The 20,891-nt window shown below is 72.3% G+C and carries 16 protein-coding genes and 1 pseudogene; 5 read left to right on the top strand and 12 right to left on the bottom strand.

Features of this window, described 5'->3' with window-relative positions; all coding sequences use genetic code 11:
- Nucleotides 1-201 precede the first annotated feature (201 nt).
- Together ABZX75_RS12060 and dacB are read right to left on the bottom strand one after the other, a co-directional pair.
- Complete coding sequence (locus ABZX75_RS12060) at nucleotides 202-1,347, bottom strand: zinc-dependent metalloprotease (protein WP_355410050.1); 1,146 nt, start codon at nucleotides 1,345-1,347, stop codon at nucleotides 202-204.
- A gap of 102 nt (nucleotides 1,348-1,449) precedes the next feature.
- Nucleotides 1,450-2,874: a D-alanyl-D-alanine carboxypeptidase/D-alanyl-D-alanine-endopeptidase gene (gene dacB, locus ABZX75_RS12055; RefSeq protein WP_355410049.1), complete on the bottom strand. Its 1,425-nt coding sequence runs from the start codon at nucleotides 2,872-2,874 to the stop codon at nucleotides 1,450-1,452.
- Between the two features lie 163 nt (nucleotides 2,875-3,037).
- Between dacB and ABZX75_RS12050 the strand changes: the two genes are divergently transcribed.
- Together ABZX75_RS12050 and ABZX75_RS12045 are read left to right on the top strand one after the other, a co-directional pair.
- Nucleotides 3,038-3,532 (top strand): inorganic diphosphatase, encoded by a 495-nt coding sequence (locus tag ABZX75_RS12050; RefSeq protein ID WP_008742522.1) that lies wholly within the window; start codon nucleotides 3,038-3,040, stop codon nucleotides 3,530-3,532.
- A 247-nt stretch (nucleotides 3,533-3,779) separates the two neighbouring features.
- Entirely contained in the window at nucleotides 3,780-5,420 is a 1,641-nt protein-coding gene (locus ABZX75_RS12045) for a threonine/serine exporter family protein (RefSeq protein WP_355410048.1), read from the top strand.
- A 123-nt stretch (nucleotides 5,421-5,543) separates the two neighbouring features.
- Here ABZX75_RS12045 and ABZX75_RS12040 read toward each other — a convergent pair whose 3' ends face one another.
- The 6 genes and pseudogenes from ABZX75_RS12040 to ABZX75_RS12015 form a co-directional block, all read right to left on the bottom strand.
- The gene (locus ABZX75_RS12040; RefSeq protein ID WP_355410047.1) at nucleotides 5,544-6,257 is read right to left on the bottom strand and encodes a VTT domain-containing protein; all 714 of its coding nucleotides are present in this window, start codon (nucleotides 6,255-6,257) and stop codon (nucleotides 5,544-5,546) included.
- A gap of 129 nt (nucleotides 6,258-6,386) precedes the next feature.
- Nucleotides 6,387-7,145: a MerR family transcriptional regulator gene (locus ABZX75_RS12035; protein ID WP_355410046.1), complete on the bottom strand. Its 759-nt coding sequence runs from the start codon at nucleotides 7,143-7,145 to the stop codon at nucleotides 6,387-6,389.
- A 131-nt stretch (nucleotides 7,146-7,276) separates the two neighbouring features.
- Nucleotides 7,277-7,783 carry a DinB family protein gene (locus tag ABZX75_RS12030; RefSeq protein WP_355410045.1) on the bottom strand — a complete coding sequence of 169 codons (507 nt, stop codon included), beginning with the start codon at nucleotides 7,781-7,783 and terminating at the stop codon, nucleotides 7,277-7,279.
- Between the two features lie 108 nt (nucleotides 7,784-7,891).
- Nucleotides 7,892-9,973, bottom strand: a pseudogene (gene mrdA, locus ABZX75_RS12025) (penicillin-binding protein 2); the annotation flags it as partial.
- A 73-nt stretch (nucleotides 9,974-10,046) separates the two neighbouring features.
- Nucleotides 10,047-11,504, bottom strand: a complete 1,458-nt coding sequence (locus ABZX75_RS12020) for an aldehyde dehydrogenase family protein (protein ID WP_355410044.1) — start codon at nucleotides 11,502-11,504, stop codon at nucleotides 10,047-10,049.
- Between the two features lie 89 nt (nucleotides 11,505-11,593).
- Complete coding sequence (locus tag ABZX75_RS12015) at nucleotides 11,594-12,472, bottom strand: helix-turn-helix transcriptional regulator (protein ID WP_355410043.1); 879 nt, start codon at nucleotides 12,470-12,472, stop codon at nucleotides 11,594-11,596.
- A 319-nt stretch (nucleotides 12,473-12,791) separates the two neighbouring features.
- On the opposite strand from ABZX75_RS12015, the gene ABZX75_RS12010 reads away from it, so the two are divergent.
- Complete coding sequence (locus tag ABZX75_RS12010; protein WP_355410042.1) at nucleotides 12,792-13,301, top strand: ATP-binding protein; 510 nt, start codon at nucleotides 12,792-12,794, stop codon at nucleotides 13,299-13,301.
- Between the two features lie 99 nt (nucleotides 13,302-13,400).
- On the opposite strand, the gene ABZX75_RS12005 is transcribed toward ABZX75_RS12010, so the two are convergent.
- The 4 genes from ABZX75_RS12005 to ABZX75_RS11990 all read right to left on the bottom strand — a co-directional run bounded on the left by ABZX75_RS12005 (nucleotide 13,401) and on the right by ABZX75_RS11990 (nucleotide 17,875).
- Entirely contained in the window at nucleotides 13,401-13,646 is a 246-nt protein-coding gene (locus tag ABZX75_RS12005) for a DUF397 domain-containing protein (protein WP_355410041.1), read from the bottom strand.
- A gap of 107 nt (nucleotides 13,647-13,753) precedes the next feature.
- Nucleotides 13,754-15,799: an FUSC family protein gene (locus ABZX75_RS12000; protein ID WP_355410040.1), complete on the bottom strand. Its 2,046-nt coding sequence runs from the start codon at nucleotides 15,797-15,799 to the stop codon at nucleotides 13,754-13,756.
- Between the two features lie 406 nt (nucleotides 15,800-16,205).
- Nucleotides 16,206-17,390 (bottom strand): DUF2786 domain-containing protein, encoded by a 1,185-nt coding sequence (locus ABZX75_RS11995; protein WP_355410039.1) that lies wholly within the window; start codon nucleotides 17,388-17,390, stop codon nucleotides 16,206-16,208.
- A gap of 5 nt (nucleotides 17,391-17,395) precedes the next feature.
- Nucleotides 17,396-17,875 (bottom strand): helix-turn-helix domain-containing protein, encoded by a 480-nt coding sequence (locus ABZX75_RS11990; RefSeq protein ID WP_355410038.1) that lies wholly within the window; start codon nucleotides 17,873-17,875, stop codon nucleotides 17,396-17,398.
- 91 nt (nucleotides 17,876-17,966) lie between these two features.
- Between ABZX75_RS11990 and ABZX75_RS11985 the strand changes: the two genes are divergently transcribed.
- Both ABZX75_RS11985 and ABZX75_RS11980 read left to right on the top strand, forming a co-directional pair.
- A complete protein-coding gene (locus tag ABZX75_RS11985; protein WP_355410037.1) occupies nucleotides 17,967-18,770 on the top strand; it encodes an NAD(P)H-binding protein in 804 nt (267 codons plus the stop codon).
- A gap of 372 nt (nucleotides 18,771-19,142) precedes the next feature.
- A complete protein-coding gene (locus ABZX75_RS11980; protein ID WP_355410036.1) occupies nucleotides 19,143-20,819 on the top strand; it encodes a bifunctional 3'-5' exonuclease/DNA polymerase in 1,677 nt (558 codons plus the stop codon).
- The last annotated feature ends 72 nt before the right edge of the window (nucleotides 20,820-20,891 follow it).

Below are 20,891 nucleotides of genomic sequence, written 5' to 3'. Positions count from 1 at the left end.
TCCCGCAGGTTCCCCATGCGAAGGAGTCCGCGCGCGAGGAGTCCCGCGAGGAGCCCCCGCGGGACGAGGACTGTCACTCAGAGTGCGTCGATGGTGACAGAACCGAGCCGTTCCCTGAGCATCGCACGGCCATGCGCGGCCCACGGTCCCTCGGACGGGTGACGCTGCTTCCCCCAGTGAGACATCTTTACGCCCCCTGCGTCACCCCTCTTCGCTCTCTTCGCTCCCCTTGCGGTGTACTCGGGCCACCCAGTCCGCCGGCCTGGCGATCTCCGCCTTCGTCGGCAGTGTGTTCGGGGAGGTCCACACGCGGTTGAAGCCGTCCATGCCGACCTGGCCGACGACGGCGCGCACGAAGCGCTCGCCGTCGCGGTACTGGCGCAGCTTGGCGTCGAGGCCGAGCAGCTTGCGCAGGGCGAGGTCGAGGCGGCCCGCGCCGCTGGCCCGGCGCTGCTGGAACTTCTCCCGGATCTCGGCGACCGAGGGCACCACCTCGGGACCCACCCCGTCCATCACGAAGTCGGCGTGGCCCTCCAGCAGGGACATGACGGCGGTGAGCCGGCTCAGCACCTCCCGCTGCTCGGGGCTCTGCACGAGCTCGACCAGCGACCGGCCCTCCTCGCCCTGCTCGGCCTCGGGGCGGGCGCCCGCATAGGACTGGACGGCCTCGCGGAGGCGCTCCAGTACCGTCATCGGGTCCACTTCGGTGGCGCCCAGGAACGTCTGGATTTCGCCCTCCAGGTGGTCGCGGAGCCACGGAACGGCGGTGAACTGCGTACGGTGCGTCTCCTCGTGCAGACAGACCCACAGCCGGAAGTCGTGCGGGTGCACGTCCAGCTCGCGCTCGACGTGCACGATGTTGGGGGCGACGAGGAGCAGCCGTCCGCCGCCGGCGGCGGAGCCCGGCAGGTCACGGCTGACCGGGGCGAAGGTCTCGTACTGGCCCAGGACGCGGGAGGACAGGAAGCTCAGCAGCATGCCCAGCTCGACGCCGGTAATCTTGCCGCCGACCGCGCTGAACACCGCCCCGCCCGGGATGGCGCCGCGTCGCTCCTGCAACTTGCCCAGGAGGGGCGCCAGCAGTTCCCGGAAGCCGGCCACATTGGCCCTGATCCAGCCGGTCCGGTCGACGACGAGCACGGGGGTGTCCTGGAAGGGCGCGCCTTCGGGGATCATCCGGGTGAACTCGCGTACGTGTCGTTCCGAGGTCCTGGCATGCCCGCGCAGCTCCGCGACGACGGCCCGGGCCTCGTCCCGGCTGACCTCCGGGCCGGGCCGCACAAGCCGGGTCGCGGTCGCCACCGCGAGGTTCCAGTCGACCATCTCCGCACCACCGATGCTCGTCATGCGTCAACCGTACGTGGACCGGCCCGGCGACGGACCCCCCACGGCCGGGTCTGCCGCTCCCCGCCCACCCCGCCGTGCCCGGCGCTGCGTGGCGGGCCTTGCCTACGAGGTGCCGGCGACGGCCGCCGCCACCTTGTCGAGGGCCTTCTCGGCGCCCTCCTGGCCGGGGCTGTTCGCGGTCAGGAAGGCGAAGGCGAGGAGCCGGCCGGAGGAGTCGACGACCGTCCCGGCGAGGGAGTTCACGCCGGTCAGGGTGCCCGTCTTGGCCCGGATCAGGCCCGCGACCGGGGAGCCGGCGGAGTTGCGGGAGCGCAGGGTCCCGGTGAATCCGGCGACGGGCAGTCCGGTGAGGACGGGCCGCAGCTCCGGCCGCTGGGGATCGGCGGCTTTCGCGAGGAGGCCGGTCAGGAGGCCGGCGCTGACCTTGTCCGCCCGGCTCAGGCCGCTGCCGTCGGCGAAGCGGGAGCCCGCGATGTCGACGCCGAGGCCGGCGAGGCGGGCGGTGACGGCCTTCTCGGCGCCTTCGAAGCTGGCGGGCTGCCCGGAGGCGAGGGCGGTCTGTCGGGCCAGGGCCTCGGCGATGTCGTTGTCGCTGTTGGTCAGCATGCGCTCGACGAGGCCGGCCAGCGGGGTGGAGTGGGTGGTGGCCAGCGGCTGGGCGTCTGCGGCGGCCTTGGCCCTGGCGGGCTCGCCGGTGACCTTGATGCCGCGTTCGGCCAACAGGGCGGCGAAGGCGCGGGCGGTCTCCCCGGACGGGTCCTCGGCCCGCTCGACGGGGCCGGAGGCCGAGTCGTCGGGGCGGCCCTCGTCGGCCATCAGGGCGGTCACCAACGCGATGTTGGGGTTGACGCCGATCGGGTGGCGGGCCGGGCCGGTGTAGAGGGTGTCGTCGTAGCCGAGGGTCACGCTCTGCGTGCCGGCGGCCTTGAGTGCCCGCGCGGTGTCGGCCGCCAGCGCGACGAGGCTGCCGCCTGATCCGGCGGGGCTCTTCTTCTTCGCGGTGAGGGAGGGGTCTCCCCCGCCGACGAGAAGGATCTGCCCGGGGGTGGCGCCGGGCGTCACCGTGGTCCGGATCCGGTGCTCGGGGCCCAGGGCGGCCAGCGCGGCGGCCGCGGTGGCGATCTTGATGGTGGAGGCCGGGGTCATCGCGTCGCGCGCCCCGGACTCGTACAGCACCCGGCCGGTGGCCGTGTCGATGACCGAGGCGGTACGGACGCTGCCGAGCGCGGGGTCGGCGAGCAGCGGCCTCAGTGCGGCGGCGAGGCTCTCCGGGGCGGCGGCGGCCTGCTTGCCGGTGCCACCGGGGCCGATGCCGCCGAGCACTCCGGGGGCGCTGGGCGCGGCCTGCGGCAGGGGCCCGGCGCCGTGATCTGCGCCACCCGCACGGCCCCAGGAGGCGACCCTGTCCCGCTCGGCCTTACGCTGGCCGGAGTCCCAAGGACCGGCGGCGGCCACCGCTGCCACCGACAGGGCGAGGCCGGCCACGGCCGACCCCGCGATGAGCTGCCACGTCTTGACCAATGGCACCTCGGACCAGCCCCTTTCGCGATCACACATATGCGTGAGGGACACTTAACCACTGCGTCTTGCCGCGAGCATGGCACCCCACCCGGCAGGGCTGGGCCGGACGCGCACGTTTTTGGATCAACGCAGGCTCAAAGCAATGAAGCTGATCATGGAGGAGCAGGACGTGGAGTTCGACGTCACCATCGAGATCCCCAAGGGTTCGCGGAACAAGTACGAGGTGGACCACGAGACCGGCCGGATCCGTCTGGACCGTCGCCTCTTCACCTCGACCAGCTACCCGGCCGACTACGGCTTCGTCGAGAACACCCTCGGTGAGGACGGCGACCCGCTGGACGCGCTGGTCATCCTTGACGAGCCGACCTTCCCGGGCTGCCTGATCAAGTGCCGCGCCATCGGCATGTTCCGCATGACGGACGAGGCGGGCGGCGACGACAAGCTGCTGTGCGTGCCGGCCTCCGACCCGCGTGTCGAGCACCTGCGCGACATCCACCACGTGTCCGAGTTCGACCGCCTGGAGATCCAGCACTTCTTCGAGGTCTACAAGGACCTGGAGCCGGGCAAGTCGGTCGAGGGCGCGAACTGGGTCGGCCGCACCGAGGCCGAGGCCGAGATCGAGGCCTCGTACAAGCGCCTGGAGGCGCAGGGCGGCCACCACTAGGCTCCGCCGGTGAGCGGGTCGGGGGATCCCCCCCGGCCCTGGGCTTCGACAGCGGGCGGCACCCCCATCCGGGGGCGCCGCCCGCTGTCGTTCCCCGACCCTGCCGGTGCTGCCTGCGGGGCGGTTCCCGGGCTCCGCTACCGGTGCGGCGCCGCACCGGTACGGCACGGTTCCGGCGACTCGGTTTCGACGGGGAGGAAACGGTTCCGCATACTGATACCGCAGGTGATCAGGGACTGGAGGACGCGTGGCGGAGGCCGACGGGGCAGAGGACAGGAAGCCCACGTCCGACGAGGCGCACAGCGCCTTCACACCTCCGCCCGGAATGGAACCGGAGGCGCCGGAGGAGGACCAGCCGACCTCGGAGTTCTCCGTCCCCGTCGGCATGGAGGCCCACGCGGCCGAGCCCGAGGGCTCCGCCTTCGCCGCACCGGCCACCTACCGCGCCCAGCACTCCCCGCCCGCCTACACCCCGAGCCAGGGCTTCCCCGTCGCCCGGATGAAGGAATCCCCCTGGCAGGACCGCATGCGCACGATGCTGCGCATGCCGGTCGACGTCCGGCCCGTCCCGGAGGCCGTGCAGAGGACGAGCGAGACCGGGCCCTCCGTCGGCCGCGTACTCGACCTGACCCTGCGCATCGGCGAGCTGCTGCTCGCGGGCGGCGAGGGCGCCGAGGACGTGGAGGCCGCGATGTTCGCCGTGGCCCGCTCCTACGGGCTGGACCGCTGCGAGCCCACCGTCACCTTCACCATGCTGTCGATCACCCACCAGCCCTCGCTGGTGGACGACCCCGTCTCGGCGAACCGGACCGTGCGCCGCCGTGGCACCGACTACAACCGCCTGTCGGCGGTGTACCGGCTCGTGGACGACATCAGCGCGCACGAGATCGACGTCTCGCTGGAGGAGGCCTACCGGCGCCTCGCCGAGATCCGCCGCAACCGGCACCCGTACCCCGGCTGGATGCTCACCGCCTCCGCCGGGCTGCTCGCCGGGGCCGCCTCCACCCTCGTCGGCGGCGGGGTGCTCGTCTTCTTCGCGGCGGCCCTCGGGGCCGTGCTCGGCGACCGGCTGGCATGGCTGTGCGCCGGGCGCGGGCTGCCGGAGTTCTACCAGTTCGTGGTCGCCGCCATGCCGCCGGCCGCGATCGGGGTGGCGCTGAACATGACGGGGATCGACGTCCGCGCCTCCGCCGTGATCACCGGCGGGCTGTTCGCGCTGCTGCCCGGGCGCGCCCTGGTCGCGGCCGTGCAGGACGGCCTGACCGGCTACTACATCACCGCCTCGGCCCGGCTGCTGGAGGTCATGTACCTCTTCATCGGGATCATCATGGGCGTGCTGGTCGTGCTCTACATCGGGCTCCAGTTCGACGCCTCCCCGAGGCCCGAGGAGGTCCTCCAGATCACGCAGCGGCCGCTGATCCAGATCGCGGCCTCGATGGTGCTGGTGTTCACCTTCGCGATCCTGCTCCAGCAGGAGCGCTCGACCGTGTGGATCGTGACCCTGAACGGCGCGGTCGCCTGGGTGACCTTCGGGGCCCTGCACTACGCGGGAGGCATCCCGCCCGTGCCCTCCACGGCCGTCGCGGCGGGCCTGGTGGGCCTCTTCGGGCAGCTCTTCTCCCGCTACCGCTTCGCCTCCGCCCTGCCGTACGTGACGGCGGCCATCGGCCCGCTGCTGCCCGGCTCGGCGACGTACTACGGGCTGCTGCTGATCGCCGAGAACCGGCTGAACGAGGGGCTGGGCTCGCTGACGAACGCCGCCGCCATCGCCCTCGCCATCGCGATCGGGGTCAACCTGGGCTCGGAGACCTCGCGGCTGTTCATGCGGATCCCGGGAGCCGCGAGCGCCGCCAAACGCCGGGCGGCGAAGCGGACCCGCGGCTTCTAGGCCGCGGGCGTACCGGGGCCTACGGCGGCCGCGTACGGGTACACGTACGCCCCGGGACTCTCGCGAGTCTCCGGGGCGGTACGGGCGGGTACGGGTGGTGCCCGTGGTGCGGCCGGGGCGGTGCTAGCGCTTGGCGTGGCGGCCGCGCTGGCCCGCGGCCTGCGGGCCGGCGGGGCCGTCCTCAGCGAGGGCCTCGGCCGCGGCGAGGGCCGCGTTGGCCTTGCTCTCCTTGCGCGCCTTGACGACCTCGAAGACCACCGGGATGACCGAGACGAGGACGATACCCACCAGGATCGGCTCGATATTGGTCTTGATGAACTCGATCTGGCCGAGCCAGTAGCCCGCGATCGTGACACCCGCGCCCCAGCCGATGCCGCCGATGATGTTGTACGTGAGGAAGGTGCGGTACTTCATCGAGCCCGCGCCCGCGACCATCGGGGCGAAGGTGCGGATGATCGGCACGAAGCGGGCGAGCACGATGGCCTTCGGACCGTGCCGGTCCATGAACTCGTGCGCCTTGTCGAGGTTCTCCCGCTTGAAGAGCTTGGACTTCGGCCGGTTGAAGATCTTCGGCCCGAAGAACTTGCCGATCATGTACCCGACCTGGTCACCGATGATCGCGGCCGCCACGATCAGGGTGCAGACCAGCCACAGCGGCTGCTTGATGTACTGGCCGTCCGCGACGAGCAGACCCGCCGTGAAGAGCAGGGAGTCGCCCGGCAGGAAGGCGAACAGTCCCGACTCCGCGAAGACGATGACCAGGATGCCGATCAATCCGAAGTGTGAGATCAGATAGTCCGGGGTCAGCCACTCAGGGCCGAGCGCAATCGTGTTCACGTGTCCGGACTCTCCTGGATCGGGGTGATGTGTCTGTGTGCTGGGCGGTGCGAGCGGTCTCAATTATCAACGCACACGACCCCCACCCGGTTCCAGGTACCGGAGGGGGCCGTTCGCGGAACTCCGCCGCTACGCCTTGCGGACGGCGTTGGCGATGATCGCGTCCCGCAGGAACACCGCCAGGCCCGGCCTCACGGCGTCGTAGTAGGCCGCGAAACGCTCGTCCGCGACGTACATCTCACCGAGGCAGGTGTGCATCTCGTACGAGCACGTGTAGTGGTTCTGGTCGATCCAGCCGCGGTGCTCCTCGGCCAGGTCCATGGCCTCCTCGGATTCCGGGGACGCACCGGAGTCCAGCAGCGCGGCGAGCCGCCGGTTGATCCCGTCGGCCTCGGCGAGGATCCGCTTCCAGTCCTCCTTCGTGTAAGCGGCGGCCCGGCGGGCGGACTCCTCGTACGCGTCCGTGCCGCCCCAGCGCCGCTCGGCCTCCTCGGCGTGCTCGTCGGGGTCGAACTCCCCGAAGACCTCGAACTTTTCCTCGGGCGTGAGGTTGATGCCCATCTTCTTCGCCTCCATGGCGTGCTCAACGGCCTTGGCCATCTGCTGGAGCCGGGTGATCTTGTCGGACAGCAGGGCATGCTGCCGGCGCAGATGCTCCTGTGGATCCGATCGCGGGTCGTCCAGCAGGACCGCGACCTCGTCGAGGGGGAAGCCGAGCTCCCGGTAGAACAGGATCCGCTGCAGCCGGTCCAGGTCGGCGTCGTCGTACCGCCGGTGTCCTGCGTGGCTGCGGCCGCTCGGGGAGAGCAGTCCGATCTCGTCGTAGTGGTGCAGCGTGCGCACCGTGACTCCGGCGAATCCGGCGACCTGGCCCACGGAGTAGCTCATCGCCTTCCGCTCCTCTGCTCGGGTACGCCCCTCACTGTGGTCCCTCACGTGGCGTGAGGTGCAAGTCGCCAGCGCGGAAAGCCGGAGCGATCCGCGCCGCCCGCCTCCGTCAGCTCGCCCACCGGGCCAGGCTATGCGGCCATGGCGCGGGTGCCGTCCAGGGATTCGCGGACGATGTCCGCGTGGCCCGCGTGCCGCGCGAACTCCTCCACCAAGTGCAGGAGCATCCAGCGCATCGAGACCTTGCCGTTCTCCGGGAACCAGGGCGCCGGGGGCAGCGGGAACGTCTCGTCGAGGCTGGGGACGGCGGCGATGAAGGCCGCCGTCTGCTCGGCGACCCCGTCCAGCAGGGCCGGGATGGACTCGCCCTCGGCCAGGCGGAAGCCCTCCTCCCAGGTCTGCTCGGTCCGCTGATGCTCATTGGGCCGCTGCTGAGCCATCCGCAGCCAGCCGAGCTCGACCTCCGCCGCGTGCTTGAGCAGCCCCGACAGCGAGAGTTCGCTGACACTGGGACGGCTCGCCGCCTGTTCCTCGCTCAGCCCGAGCAGCGATTCGCGGATCGCCGTGCGCTGGGCCTCGACGAAGGCGAGGAGCGTGCCCCGCTCGTCACCGGGGACCTCTGCGGAAATCTGAGCCATGACCGGCCGCCTTCGCTGTGTGGGTTTCCTCGGAGCGTCGCCGGGGGTTTCTCCCCTGCTGACGACCACCACGCTACGGAGGCTTGCGGTCAGCTCCTGTCCTCAATCAGCGGCGATCTCTCCGTCCGGGCGGATCGCGGGCAGTGCGGTGGCGGGCTTCGGCAGGAGGGCCTTGGAGAGGTCCTGCTTGCCCGTCGCGTCGAGCCCGTACATCGCCTCGTAGATCTTGCGCACCGCCGGCCCGGACGCGCCGGAGCCGGTGCCGCCCTGAGAGATCGTCATGACGATCGTGTACTCCGCGGTGTAGGAGGCGAACCACGAGGTGGTCTGCTTGCCCTGGACCTCGGCCGTGCCCGTCTTGGCGTGCATCGGGATCTGCTGGTGCGGCCAGCCGCCGAAGCGCCAGGCGGCGCTGCCCGTGGTGGCGACCGAGGCGAGGGCGCCGTCGATGTCGTCGCGCGTCTTGGCGTCCATCGGCAGCCTGCCCTGCACCTTCGGGGCGATCTCGCGGACCGAGGTGCCGTCGGCGCTGACGACCGCCTTGCCGACGCTGGGCTGGTGGAGCGTGCCGCCGTTGGCTATCGCCGCGTAGACGGAGGCCATCTGGATCGGCGTGACGAGCGTGTCGCCCTGCCCGATCGAGTAGTTGATCGCGTCGCCCTCACGCAGCTGGTTGCCCTGGCGGCAGTTCTCGTACGCGATCTTCTCGGCGAAGGTGCCGTTCTTCTTGCCGTCCCGGCACCACGCCGCCTTGTTCGCCTCGAAGAAGTCCTGCTTCCACTGGCGGTCCGGGACCCGGCCGGGCACCTCGTTCGGCAGGTCGATGCCGGTGCGCTTGCCGAGCCCGAATTCGTGGGCGGTCTTGAAGAACCAGTCGGAGGGGTTCTTCTTCGGGTTGATGCCACCGTCCTTCTTCCACTCCCTGTCCGCGAGGTTGTAGTAGACGGTGTCGCAGGAGACTTCCAGGGCCCGGCCGATGGTGATGTCGCCGTAGCCCTGCGACTCGAAGTTCGTGAAGGTCTGATTGCCGACCGTGTACGAACTGGGGCAGGGGTAGCGGGCGTTGAAGGGGTAGCCGGCATTCACCGCGGCGGTCGAGGTGACCACCTTGAAGATGGACCCGGGAGCCGCCTGGGCCTGGATCGCCCGGTTCAGCAGCGGATAGTTGGAACCCTTGTCGGTGAGGGCCGCGTAGTCCTTGGCGGAGATACCGCCCACCCAGGCGTTCGGGTCGTAGGTGGGGTTCGAGGCCATCGCGACGACGCGGCCGGTCTTGGACTCCATCACCACGACCGCGCCCGAGTCCGCCTCGTAGTTCCGGTGCGTGTTCTTGTCGTAGACCTTGCGCGCGTCGATCATCGCGTTGTTCAGCTCGCGCTCGGCGACCGCCTGCACGCGGGAGTCGATCGACGTCACGACGTTCGAGCCGGCCTGGGCCTTGTCGCTCCGGGCCTGCCCGATGACGCGGCCGAGGTTGTCCACCTCGTACCGCGTGACGCCCGCCTTGCCGCGCAGCTCCTTGTCGTAGGTGCGCTCCAGGCCCGAGCGGCCCACCTGGTCGGACCGCAGGTAGGGCGAGTCGGAGTTCTTCGCCTTGGCGATCTCCTCGTCGGTGACCGGCGAGAGGTAGCCGAGCACCTGGGAGGTGTTGGCCTGGTCGGGCGCCGCGTAGCGCCGCAGGGCGGTCGGCTCGGCGGTGATGCCGGGGAAGTCCTCGGCGTGCTCGCGTAGGTGCAGGGCCTGCTCGGTGGTGGCCTCGTCGCTGACCGGGATGGGCTGGTACGGCGAGCCGTTCCAGCAGGGCTGCGGGGTCTTGGCGTCGCAGAGCCGGACCTTGTCGATGACGTCCTGGGGGTTCAGACCGAGGACTCCGGCGAGGCGGGTGAGGACGCCCTTGCCGCGGTCCTTCATGGTGAGCAGCTCGGTGCGGTTGGCGGAGACCACCAGGTGGGTCGCGTTGTCGGCGAGCGGGACCCCGCGCGCGTCCAGGATCGAGCCGCGCACGGCGGGCTGGACGACCTGCTGGACGTGGTTGTTCTTGGCCTCGTCCGTGTACTCCTGGCCATTGCGTATCTGGAGGTACCAGAGCCGGCCGCCCAGAGTGAGCAGCAGGGAGAAGACCACGATCTGGATGACGACGAGCCGGTTCTGGACCCGAGGGGTCCGGCCGGTCTCCGGTATGTTGCTCAACTCTGATCTCCCCCGGGCGGCTGCCGTACTCGCCCGGCCGAGTCTAGAGGCTGCCCCGTAGAGCCGGTCGCGGTCAGAACGGGAAGCGCGTCCGGCCGTGCTGTACCGAGATCCACTTCTGCGTGGTGAAGGCCTCGACCGTGGCCTCGCCGTTCAGCCGGCCCAGGCCGGAGGCCTTCTCGCCGCCGAAGGCCGGGAGGGGCTCGTCCCCGATCGTGGAGTCGTTGACGTGGATCATCCCGGTCTCGATCCGCTGCGCGAAGCGGACACCGCGTTCCACGTCCCGCGTGTGGACCGCGCCGCTCAGACCATAGGGAGTCGCGTTGGTCAGCCGTACGGCCTCGTCCTCGCCGTCGAAGACCAGCAGCAGGGCGACGGGCCCGAAGATCTCCTGGCCCAGGAGCGGGGAGTCCTCCGGGAGCCCGGCCAGGACGGTCGGCTCCACGAGGTTGCCGCGCGTAGATCCCCGTACGAGCGCTTGCGCGCCGCCCTCCACGGCCCGGTCCACGAGCGCGGTCAGGGCGTCGGCCTGGAAGGAGTTGATCAGCGGGCCGATCTGGGTGTCGGCGTCGTGGGGGTCGCCCGTCTTCAGGGCCCGCACGCGGGCGGTGAACTTCTCGGTGAACTCCTCGGCGACCGCGGCGTCGACCAGGATCCGGTTGGCGGCCATACAGACCTGGCCCTGGTAGACGAAGCGGCTGAAGACGGCCGCGTCCACCGCGTAGTCGAGGTCGGCGTCGTCGAGGACGACCAGCGCGCTGTTGCCGCTGAGCTCCAGGACCGTCCGCTTGAAGTGGCGGGCGGCGACCGCGCCGACGTGCCGGCCGACCCGGTCCGAGCCGGCGAAGGAGATGACCTTGGGTACGGGATGGGTCAGGAGCGCGTCGCCTATCTCGGCGATGTCGGTGACCAGGACGTTCAGGAGGCCTGCCGGGAGGCCCGCGTCCTCGAAGATCTTGGCGATGACCCCGCCGCCGACGACGGGGGCGTTCTGGTTCGGCTTGATCACGACCGCGTTGCCCAGCGCCAGGGCGGGGGCGACCGATTTCAGGGTGACCAGGAAGGGGAAGTTGAAGGGGCTGATCACGGCGACGACCCCGACCGGGAGCCGCTGGACCCTGTTCTCCTTGCCCTCGACCGGCGAGGGCAGGATGCGGCCCTCGGGGCGGACGGCGAGCTGGATCGCCTCGCGGATGAACTCCATGGCGAGGTAGACCTCGTACTCGGCCTTGGGACGCGTCCCGCCGAGCTCGTCGATCATCGCCTCGACGATCTCCTTACCGCGCTCCTCGGTGATCCGAAGGGCGCGTTCCAGGACCGCGCGTCTCATGTAGGGGCTGGTGGCGGCCCATTCCTTCTGCGCGCGCTCGGCGGCGCGGTAGGCCCGGTCCACCTGCTCGACGGTGGCCACGGTGATGGCCGCGAGCTTCTCCCCGTTGTACGGGTTGACGTCGATGATGTCCCACGAACCGGTGCCGGCCAGCCATTCGCCGTCGATGTACTGGTGAGCCAGGTCGGTGAATATGGACATGCCATCCCTTACTGCGAGCGCGCACCCCTGCGCTGCACCGGAGACCGATCGGTCGTCATGCACTGATCGGACGTCATACTACGTGGGAATCAAGACAGTTGGAGCAGTCCGCGAAGAAGGTCCCGCGTCCGGTCGGGGTCGGGGCAGTCGGCCTGGAGCCGTTCCATCACCCGCTCGTACTGCCCCACTTCCTCGCCCTTGTCCAGGTAGAGGGCACTGGTGAGCTGTTCCAGATAGACGATGTCCTGGAGGTCCGACTCGGGGAAGCGCAGCAGGGTGAAGGCTCCGCTCTCACCGGCGTGTCCGCCGAAGGAGAACGGCATCACCTGGAGCTGCACATTGGGCCGCTGGGAGACCTCGATGAGGTGCTCCAGCTGGCCGCGCATGACATCGCGGTCGCCGTACGGGCGGCGCAGCGCCGCCTCGTCGAGCACGGCGTGGAAGACGGGCGCGCTCTCGGAGACGAGCACCTTCTGCCGCTCCAGGCGCAGTGCGACGCGGCGGTCGATCTCGGCGGCGGTGGCGCCGGCCATGCCGCGGGCCACGACGGCGTGGGCGTACGCCTCCGTCTGCAACAGTCCGTGCACGAACTGCACTTCGTAGATCCGGATGAGCGACGCCGCACCCTCCAGGCCGACGTACGTCTGGAACCATCCGGGCAGCACGTCACCGTAACTGTGCCACCAGCCCGTCGCGTTGGCCTCCCGGACCAGTCCCAGCAGGGACTCGCGCTCAGCGGTGTCCGTGACTCCGTAGAGCGTGAGGAGGTCCTCGACGTCTCTGGACTTGAAGCTCACCCTTCCCAACTCCAAGCGGCTGATCTTCGATTCTGATGCGCGGATCGAGTAGCCGGCCGCCTCACGGGTGATGCCGCGGGATTCACGCAATCGCCTGAGCTGTGAACCCAGGAGGATGCGGCGCACCACAGAACCGCTCGCTTCTGCGGTCACTTGTCCTGCCCTCCCCATCGCCATGGTGTGCGCGGGGCCCCCGTACCCCAGGGGCCGCAGTCTGCCACCAAAACGCATTGGCTCGTACTCGTTCTGTAACGGAATCCCGCCTTCGGGAAAAGAAGTCCGTAAGGATGCGTAGGAAGAAATGAGCAAGAACCATCACGGGAGCGGACAGGTCCGACGCGTGCACGTGCATCTGCCCTTGCATCCGGCTCGGCCATTCGGAACGATGGTGCCGCGCACCTGCGTTCTGTTCGCGCCGGCGCCGGACCCACCCCGCAGTTCTCTTTGGACGCAGCCGCCGCTTCGTCCGCGAATCCCGGGAGTGCCTCGCATGGGGACGAATGGATCGACCATGCTCGAGCCGTTACGGCAGGGGCTTCCCCCGGTCGATCCCACGGCTGTCTCCGGCTCCGCGTCCTGCGCTCTGCCCGCCCGCTTCGAGGCGGTGCGCGGAGCACGCGCCTTCACCCGGTCGACGCTGGCCCAGTGGGGTCTCGACGAACGCTTCGACGACGTGTCGCTGGTCGTCTCCGAACTCGTCACCAACGCGCTGCGCCATGCCCTGCCGGACGACGCGCGGGGTCCGGGCGGCGAGGCGGAGCCGCCGGTACGGCTGCACCTGATGCGGTGGAGCACCCGGCTGGTGTGCGCGGTGCGCGACCCCAGCGAGGACCGGCCCGGCGGGGCCTTCTCACCGGAGCGCACGGAGGAGAACTTCGACCTGGAGTCCGGGCGCGGGCTGTTCCTGGTGGACTCGTACAGCGACAGCTGGGGCTGGCACCCGCTGGCGGGGCGGCTGACCGGCAAGGTGGTCTGGGCGCTGTTCCTGCTCCAGGACTGAGGGGCGCGGAGCGGAATCCGGACGCGCGCACGGACGAGGACTGGCCGGTACCGATCATGGCGATCGGTACCGGCCAGTGCACGTGCACGGCTTGATGTATCAGCTGATCAAGTGGTCGAACTCGCCGTCCTTGACGCCCAAGAGCAGTGCTTCTATCTCGGCCGGCGTGTAGACGAGCGCCGGACCGTCCGGAAAGCGCGAGTTGCGCATGGCGACGTCGCCGCCGGGCAGTTTCGCGAACTCCACACAGGACCCCTGCGAATTGCTGTGTCTGCTCTTCTGCCAGGTCAGCTCATACAAGGAAGCGAGTTCTGCAGCTGCTATCCCGTTGTACGCGTGGTCCACAGGAAGCCCCCGATAGTGCAGATGTCAACTGCACCGGATCATAGCTGTGTTCCTCAGCGCCTGCATGGGCAGATGCACGTGCACGCGCGGTGCTGTGCCGGTCACCCTCAGGGGCGAAGGGCCTCGGACACCTGGTCAAGCGGGTCGAGAAGCTGCTCCGCCGCCCCGCGCAGCACGCCCGACTCCGGGGCGTCCCAGTCGGACAGCAGGTCCCGCACCCCGTCCCAGCGCGGGACGCGACGCTCCCGTACCGCCTTCGCGCCCGCGTCCGTGGCGGCGCGCAGCGCCCGCGCCAGCTCGGCCGCGCCCGGCACCGGGGCCTGCGCGCGGTCGGGGAGATGGGCCTCCAGCAGTATGGCCGCGCGGCCCAGCGCGGCCAGGGCGTCGCCCGCCTCCTCCGCGGCCGCACGGGACAGCCCGCGGTGGCGCACCGGCTCCCCCGCGGCCCGGTCGACCGCCTCCTGCCAGGCGACCCGGGCGTCGCGCGCGGCCAGCAGGGCTTCCCGTACATCGGCGCGGCGGGCGCCGCCCGGGTCGGCGTACTGGCTGAGCACGGCAGCCGCGTACCGCCCGTCGGCGGCGATCCAGTCGGCCAGCCGGGTCCGGAGGCGGGGGGTCTCCCAGGCCGGGTAGAGGGCGTACCCGATCATCGCGAGGACCCCGCCGACCAGCGTGAGGGCGACCCGGTCGGGCGCGGTCTGCTCCCAGCGGACCCCGCCCATGCCGAGCAGGAAGACGACGTAAGCGGAGACGAAGAGCTGCGCGACGGCGTAACCGGTGCGCATCAGGACGTACATCAGGCCCGCGCTGACCACGGCGAGAAAGCCGGACAGGTACATGCCGGGCCGGGCGAGCTGCACGATGCCGGTGGCGACGCCGACCCCGACGAGGGTGCCGCCGAAGCGGGCGACGGCGCGGGAGTAGGTCTGCGTGAAGTCCGGCCGCATCACCATCACGGCCGCCATCGGGGCCCAGTACGCGTGCCCCAGCGGCAGCGCGTGGCCGATCAGGTAGCCGGCACAGGCCACGGCGGTCACGCGCAGGGCGTGGCGAAGGATCGCGGATCCGGGGCGCAGTTCGGCCCGCACCGCTCGCAGGACCAGCGGTACGAGCCCCGGCAGGGTCGGCCGGAGCATCGACTCACCGGGATCGGCGGTGCGGCCGGAGCCCGGCTCGGCCGTCTCCAGTACGTCGTCCAGCAGGGCGGCGAGACGGCGCGCGGCCCGAAGTGGCGCGCCGGTGAGGAGATCAGCAGTGTCGGGGGACTTCAGGACGGCCAGGTCCGGTGCGGGGAGGCGTACCGGTTCCCCGCACCGGATCACCCGCGCGGCCGCGTCCAGCACCGACCCGGCGGCGGCGAGCAGTTCCCGTACCCGGTCCCGGCCCGGTCCCTCGGCGGGGGCCCCGACGGCCGGGTCGGCGAGCAAGGCCAGCACGGGCCGGATCCGCTCCGCGAGCCCCCGCGCCCCGTGCAGCTCGGCGGGGCGCCGGCGGGCCTGGCGGCGGGTGACGGTGGCGGCCGCGCGGGCCGTCATCAGGGGCTGCGGATCGAAGGGGGCGACCGGGTCGTGGCGCAGGCGGCGGGCGTAGTCCGCCTCGGCGGCGAGCGCGTCGGCGAGGGCGTCGCGCTGCGCGCCCCAGCGGCGGACCGGGAAGACCACGATGAGCAGGGCCTGGACCACCCCGCCGGCGGCGATCATCGCGGCGTGCCCGGCGGCCTGGGGCACGGAGGTGGGCAGGGTGACGGTGACCAGCATGATCGCGACGTTGCCCGAGGCGATGATCCCGGCGGTGGGTCCGGCCGCCCACATCAGGCTCGCCACGAAGGTCCAGACGGCGAGCAGGGCGAGGAAGAGCGCGGTGTGCGAGGACCCGACGAGGTAGCCGACGAAGGTGGACACGGCCAGGGTCAGGCCGGAGGCCAGGGCCAGGACGGGGCGCGGGCGCCAGCTCTTCTGGAAGGTGGCGATGGCGGCCGTGAAGGCACCGAAGGCGGAACTGGCGGCCGAGCCGGGCCCGAGGAGGGCGAGCCCGGCGGCGATGACGATCGCGAGGCCGACGGCGGCGCGCAGGGCGATGAGCGGTTCCAGGCGAGCCCGCTCCACCGTCATGCCCGACCGGGCGGTGTCCTTCAGCGCCCGGGGCCAGCTCATGACGCCGAGCGTATCCGCTCTGCCCGGTACGCCCCCATTTACCCCGCCGTGAGCCACCCCGCCCCACCCGAACCGGCCGCCGGGCCCGGCGGGGGCGGTTCCAGCCCCGTCGGCGCTTGAGGCACGGGGCCCGGGGGCAAACCCAGCCCCGCCGGCGTTTGAGGCGCGGGCCCGGGGGGCGGAGCCCCGCCCAAACCAGCCCCGCCGGCGTTTGAGGCGCGGGGCCCGGGGGGCGGAGCCCCGTCGGGTCGGGCCGGAGGCCCGCATCCCACCGCACCCGCACCCGCCCCGCACGGCCGCACCCCACCGCACGGCGCCGGGGCCGCCGCACCCCACCACACCGGGGCCGCCGCGCCCGCCCGGCGCCGGGGCCGGGGCCGGGGCCGCCGCAAACGCCCGGCCAGGGCTACGGCAGCGGCCGGCGGCGCTCCCCGCCCATCCGCGCCCGGTCGGCGGCGGCCGTGCCGTGCTCCCAGCCCGCGTGGTCGGTCGCGCCCCGCAGCCGGGTGGTCGTGGTCCGCGGGAACATCTCCTCCGCCCGCGAGGTCACCGCCACGTCGCGGGCCACCAGGGCCGGCAGGTTGTCCGGGGCCTCGGTCGCCGTGTGCTCGGCGGTCTCGGCGAGCCGCTGACCGAGCCGACTGGCGTAGGCGAGCAGGAAGGACTGCCTGAAGGTCTTCGTCCGCTTGCGTCCGCCGGAGCGCTGCGCGGCCTCCGCGCGGGTCATCGCCGCCGTGCCCTGCACGAGCAGCGAGGTGTACAGCAGCTCCACCGCCTCCAGGTCGCTCTCGAAGCCGACCACCGTGGAGAACTCGAAGCCGCTGTTCCACACCGCCCGGCAGCGGTTGGCCGTCGCCACCGCGTCCAGCAGCACCGCCTTGGCCTCCTCGTACGGCGGCTCGACCCCGATCCGGCAGGCGCCGGGCGGCCGGGCCGAACCGCCCCCGCGCGCCGCCAGCAGCGCCTCGTCCACCGTGTGCCGGGCCATCAGCTCCTGGGCCTTGGCGCTGAGCGCCTCCGCCTCCTCCGGGAAGGTGGTGGCCTCCGCCTTGGCGAGCAGGGCGCGGATCCGGCCCAGCATGCGCGGCTCGATGTGCGCGGACGCCGAAAGACCCGCGATCTCGGCCGGGTCGCCCGGAAGCGGCCCCACCGGTTCGATCGAGGGCAGCCGGATCAGCAGCCGCAGCACCTCCAGAACGGCGGTGGCCAGCGTGAACCGGTCCGTCCGTTCCCGCTGCGCGAGCCGGTCGGCGTACGTCGTGTCCTCGTCCCACCACACCTCGGCCCCGGTCCAACGGTCGGGCAGCCGGGCGTAGCGGCGCGCCTCGGCGGCGATCAGGTCCCCGGTGATCCGCACGTGCCGCTCGTCGAGGTCCCGGCGGACCAGCCGCAGCACATCGGCCGGCTGCCAGCCGCGCTCCCAGCCCTGCCGTACGTACGCCTCCCCGCGCGCCAGCAGTTCCTGCCCGACCCCGGCCCACTGCCCCGGCTCGGCGACGAGCAGCGAGGCGCCGGTGTCCAGGCCGGCGTCGTCCTGGGCGTAGAGGGCGGCGGCGAAGGCTCGGTCGACGGTTTCGGCAAGGTCTCTCACGCTTCTCAGCTTGGCATGTCCGCCTTCGCGTCCCACTCCTGGCGGGCGGCCGCGATCTGCGGGCGGTGCGCGAGCGACCACTCGGCGAGGCCCTGGACGACGCGGCTCAGGCTGCGGCCGAGCTCGGTCAGCTCGTACTCGACCTGCGGCGGCACGGTGGGGTACACGGTCCGGGTGACCAGTCCGTCGCGCTCCAGGCGGCGGACGGTGAGGGTCAGCATCCGCTGCGAGATGCCGTCCACGGCGCGCTGGAGCTCCTTGAACCGCTGGACCCCGGCGGTGAGTTCGACCACGACGAGGACCGACCACTTGTCGCCGAGCCGGTCGAGGACGTCACGGATGCCGCAGTCGTCGTCGCAGCTCAAGACGGGGGCGGGAGTGGGGTCGGGGCCCGGCTCGGGGTCGGGGTCGGGGCCCGGGACGGCGTCGGCGTCGGCGTCGGGGTCGGGGCCCGGGTCGGTTATCCCGGTGTGCCCTACTGACATGAATGTGCCTCCTTACGCTCCGTGCGCCGATCCGCACATGATGGCCGTGCAACCCAACCACGACGGCCGGCCCACGGACGAAGGACTTCCCATGCTCTTGATCACCGGCGCCTCCGGCGGACTCGGCTCACTGGTCGCACGGCGGCTGGCGGACCGGCCGGGCGTACGTTTCGGCACCCGCGAGCCGACCGGGCCCGGGCAGGTACGGGTGGACTTCGACGACCCGGAGAGCCTCGACTTCCGCGCAGTGGACACGCTGCTGCTGATCTCCGCCGGTTACGGGGAGGACGACCAGGTCATCGCGCGGCACGAGGCGGCGATCACCGCGGCCGAGCGGGCCGGGGTGGGCCACATCGTCTACACCAGCCTCACGGAGGCGGGCGACCACCTGCCCTACGCGCTGCCGCACCGCTGGACGGAACGCCGCCTGGCCGCCTCCTCCCTCGCCTGGACCGTCCTGCGCAACGGCCTGTACGCGGAGCTGCTGGCCGCGCTGGGCGCACCGGGCCCGGACGGACTGATCACCGCCCCGCTGGGCGGGGGGCGGCTCGCGGCGGTCGCCCGTGAGGACCTCGCCGAGGTGGCGGTACGGGTGTCCCTCGCGCCGGACGCCCACGCGGGGCGGACCTACGAGCTGGTCGGCGACCGCCCGCTGGGCGGGGCGGACCTGGCCACGGCGGTCGGCGCCCGCTACGCCCCGGGCAGCCTGGCGCAGGCCCGTACCGCCCTGTCCGGCACGGGGGCGACGGCCTTCGAGATACCCATGCTGGTCGGCACGTACTCGGCCATCGCGGCGGGCTTCCTCGCCACCCCCGACGCTGGCACCCTCCCGCAGCTACTGGGCCGCGCCCCGCGTCCCGCCCTGGCGGTCTACGCGAATTCAATTTCTCCCTGACCCTGACCCTGACCCAACCCCGCCCGCCGTCTGAGCCGCGAGGTCGGAGACGGACCCCCATCTCTTCCAGCCAGCCCGGCGTTTGAGACGCGGGCCCCGGGGCGGAGCCCAGGCCCTCCAGCCCGCCCGGCCACCCAGCCCCGCCGGCGCTTGAGGCGCGGAGCCCCGGGCCCTCCAGCCCGCCCGGCCGCCCAGCCCCGCCGGCGCTTGAGGCGCGGGGCCCCGGGGCGGAGCCCCAGGCCTTCCAGCCCGCCCGGCGTTTGAGGGCAAGCCGCGCCGGAGCACCCCCGCACCCGCACGCCACCACCCGCACGCCACACCACCGGCGGCGAGGCCAAGGGCCTGTCAGACCCCGGTGGGACACTCGCACCCATGAGCGACCGCACCCCCCGGTGGGCCCTCGCCGAGGACGGCGACGGGTGGTGGCATGCCGCCCCCGTGGACCCCGCGGGCGGCGCCCGGATCACCGTCCGCGACCCGGCCACGGCGGTGCGCGCCGCGCCCGCCGGCACGCGGTGGGTGTGGCGCTCCACCGCCGCCGTCTACCCCCGCCTGCTCGCGGCCGGCGTCCGCGTCGAGCGGTGCTACGACGTGGAGGACGCCGAGCTCCTGCTGCTCGGGCACGAGGGCCGCATCGGCGAACCGCGTTCCGCCGCCGCCGCGTGGGCACGGCTCACCGGTGGCCCCGTACCGGCCGATCCACCGCAGCGCGCCGCCGAGCCCGGCAGCCAGTCCTCGCTCTTCGACCCGCAGCCCGCGCCGCTGCCCCTGGAGGCGTTGCTCGCGGTCCACGCCGACCAGGCCCGCCGGCTCGACGCCACCGCCCACCCCGACCGCATGCGGCTGCTCACCGCCGCCGAGTCCGCGGCCTTCCTCGTGGCCGCCGAGATGAACCGCGCGGGCCTGCCCTGGCGGGCCGACGTACACCGGGCGCTGCTCACCGAGCTGCTGGGCGAGCGGTATGCCGGCGGCGGGGAGCCCAGGCGACTGGCCGAGCTGGCCGATCAGGTGTCGGCGGCGTTCGGGCGGCGGGTCCGCCCGGAGCTGCCCGCCGATGTGATCAAGGCGTTCGGGGAGGCCGGGATCAAGCTCAAGTCCACCCGTCGCTGGGAGATCCAGGAGCTCGACCACCCGGCCGTCCGGCCGCTGATCGAGTACAAGAAGCTCTACCGGATCTACACCGCCCACGGCTGGGGCTGGCTCGCCGACTGGGTCCACGACGGCCGGTTCCGCCCCGAGTTCATCCCGGGCGGCACCCTCACCGGCCGCTGGGTCACCAACGGCGGCGGGGCCCTGCAGATCCCCAAGGTGATCCGCCGGGCCGTCGTGGCCGACCCCGGCTGGCGGCTCGTCGTCGCCGACGCCGACCAGATGGAGCCGCGCGTGCTCGCCGCCATCTCCCGCGACCCCGCCTTCATGGAGGTGGCCGGGCGGCCCGAGGACCTCTACACCGCCGTCTCCCGCGAGGGCTTCGCCGGCGACCGGGACAAGGCGAAGCTCGCCGTTCTGGGCGCCGTGTACGGGCAGACCTCCGGGGACGGCCTGAAGAACCTGGCCGCGCTGCGCCGCCGCTTCCCCCGGGCCGTCGCGTACGTGGACGACGCGGCCAGGGCCGGGGAGGAAGGCCGGCTCGTACGGACCTGGTTGGGCCGCACCTGCCCGCCGCCCGTCACCTCCGGCGAGTCCGACGACGGGGAGGCGGGCATCCCCGCGCCCCAGCAGGACGAGGGCTGGACCCCGAGCTACGCCTCGACCAACACCCGGGCCCGCGGCCGGTTCACCCGTAACTTCGTCGTCCAGGGCAGCGCCGCGGACTGGACTCTGCTGCTGCTCGCGGCGCTGCGGCAGGCCACCGCCGGGATGCGGGCCGAGCTGGTGTTCTTCCAGCACGACGAGGTGATCGTGCACTGCCCGGCCGAGGAGGCCGAGGCGGTCGCGGAGGCGATCCGCGCCGCCGGTGACCGGGCCGGCCGGATCGCCTTCGGCGACACCCCGGTCCGGTTCCCGTTCACCACGGCGGTGGTGGAGTGCTACGCGGACGCCAAATGACTTCCGGCTCCGGCTCCGGCTCCCGCTCCGGCTCCGGCTCCGCCTCCTTCCGGACGTCCTGCCGACAGCCCG

The organism is Streptomyces sp. NPDC003038 (genome assembly GCF_040611115.1).
Classification (GTDB): Bacteria; Actinomycetota; Actinomycetes; order Streptomycetales; family Streptomycetaceae; genus Streptomyces.
The sequence above is the reverse complement of the archived record's forward strand: the minus strand, read 5'-3'. Positions and strand labels throughout refer to the sequence as shown.

Bases quoted from the DNA above. Each gene is read 5' to 3' on its own strand.
- ABZX75_RS12060 (WP_355410050.1), bottom strand. From the start codon at position 1,347: ATGACGAGCATCGGTGGTGCGGAGATGGTCGACTGGAACCTCGCGGTG.
- ABZX75_RS12035 (WP_355410046.1), bottom strand. From the start codon at position 7,145: ATGAGCTACTCCGTGGGCCAGGTCGCCGGATTCGCCGGAGTCACGGTG.
- ABZX75_RS12030 (WP_355410045.1), bottom strand. From the start codon at position 7,783: ATGGCTCAGATTTCCGCAGAGGTCCCCGGTGACGAGCGGGGCACGCTC.
- ABZX75_RS12020 (WP_355410044.1), bottom strand. From the start codon at position 11,504: ATGTCCATATTCACCGACCTGGCTCACCAGTACATCGACGGCGAATGG.
- ABZX75_RS12015 (WP_355410043.1), bottom strand. From the start codon at position 12,472: ATGGGGAGGGCAGGACAAGTGACCGCAGAAGCGAGCGGTTCTGTGGTG.
- ABZX75_RS12010 (WP_355410042.1), top strand. From the start codon at position 12,792: ATGGGGACGAATGGATCGACCATGCTCGAGCCGTTACGGCAGGGGCTT.
- ABZX75_RS12000 (WP_355410040.1), bottom strand. From the start codon at position 15,799: ATGAGCTGGCCCCGGGCGCTGAAGGACACCGCCCGGTCGGGCATGACG.
- ABZX75_RS11990 (WP_355410038.1), bottom strand. From the start codon at position 17,875: ATGTCAGTAGGGCACACCGGGATAACCGACCCGGGCCCCGACCCCGAC.
- ABZX75_RS11985 (WP_355410037.1), top strand. From the start codon at position 17,967: ATGCTCTTGATCACCGGCGCCTCCGGCGGACTCGGCTCACTGGTCGCA.
- ABZX75_RS11980 (WP_355410036.1), top strand. From the start codon at position 19,143: ATGAGCGACCGCACCCCCCGGTGGGCCCTCGCCGAGGACGGCGACGGG.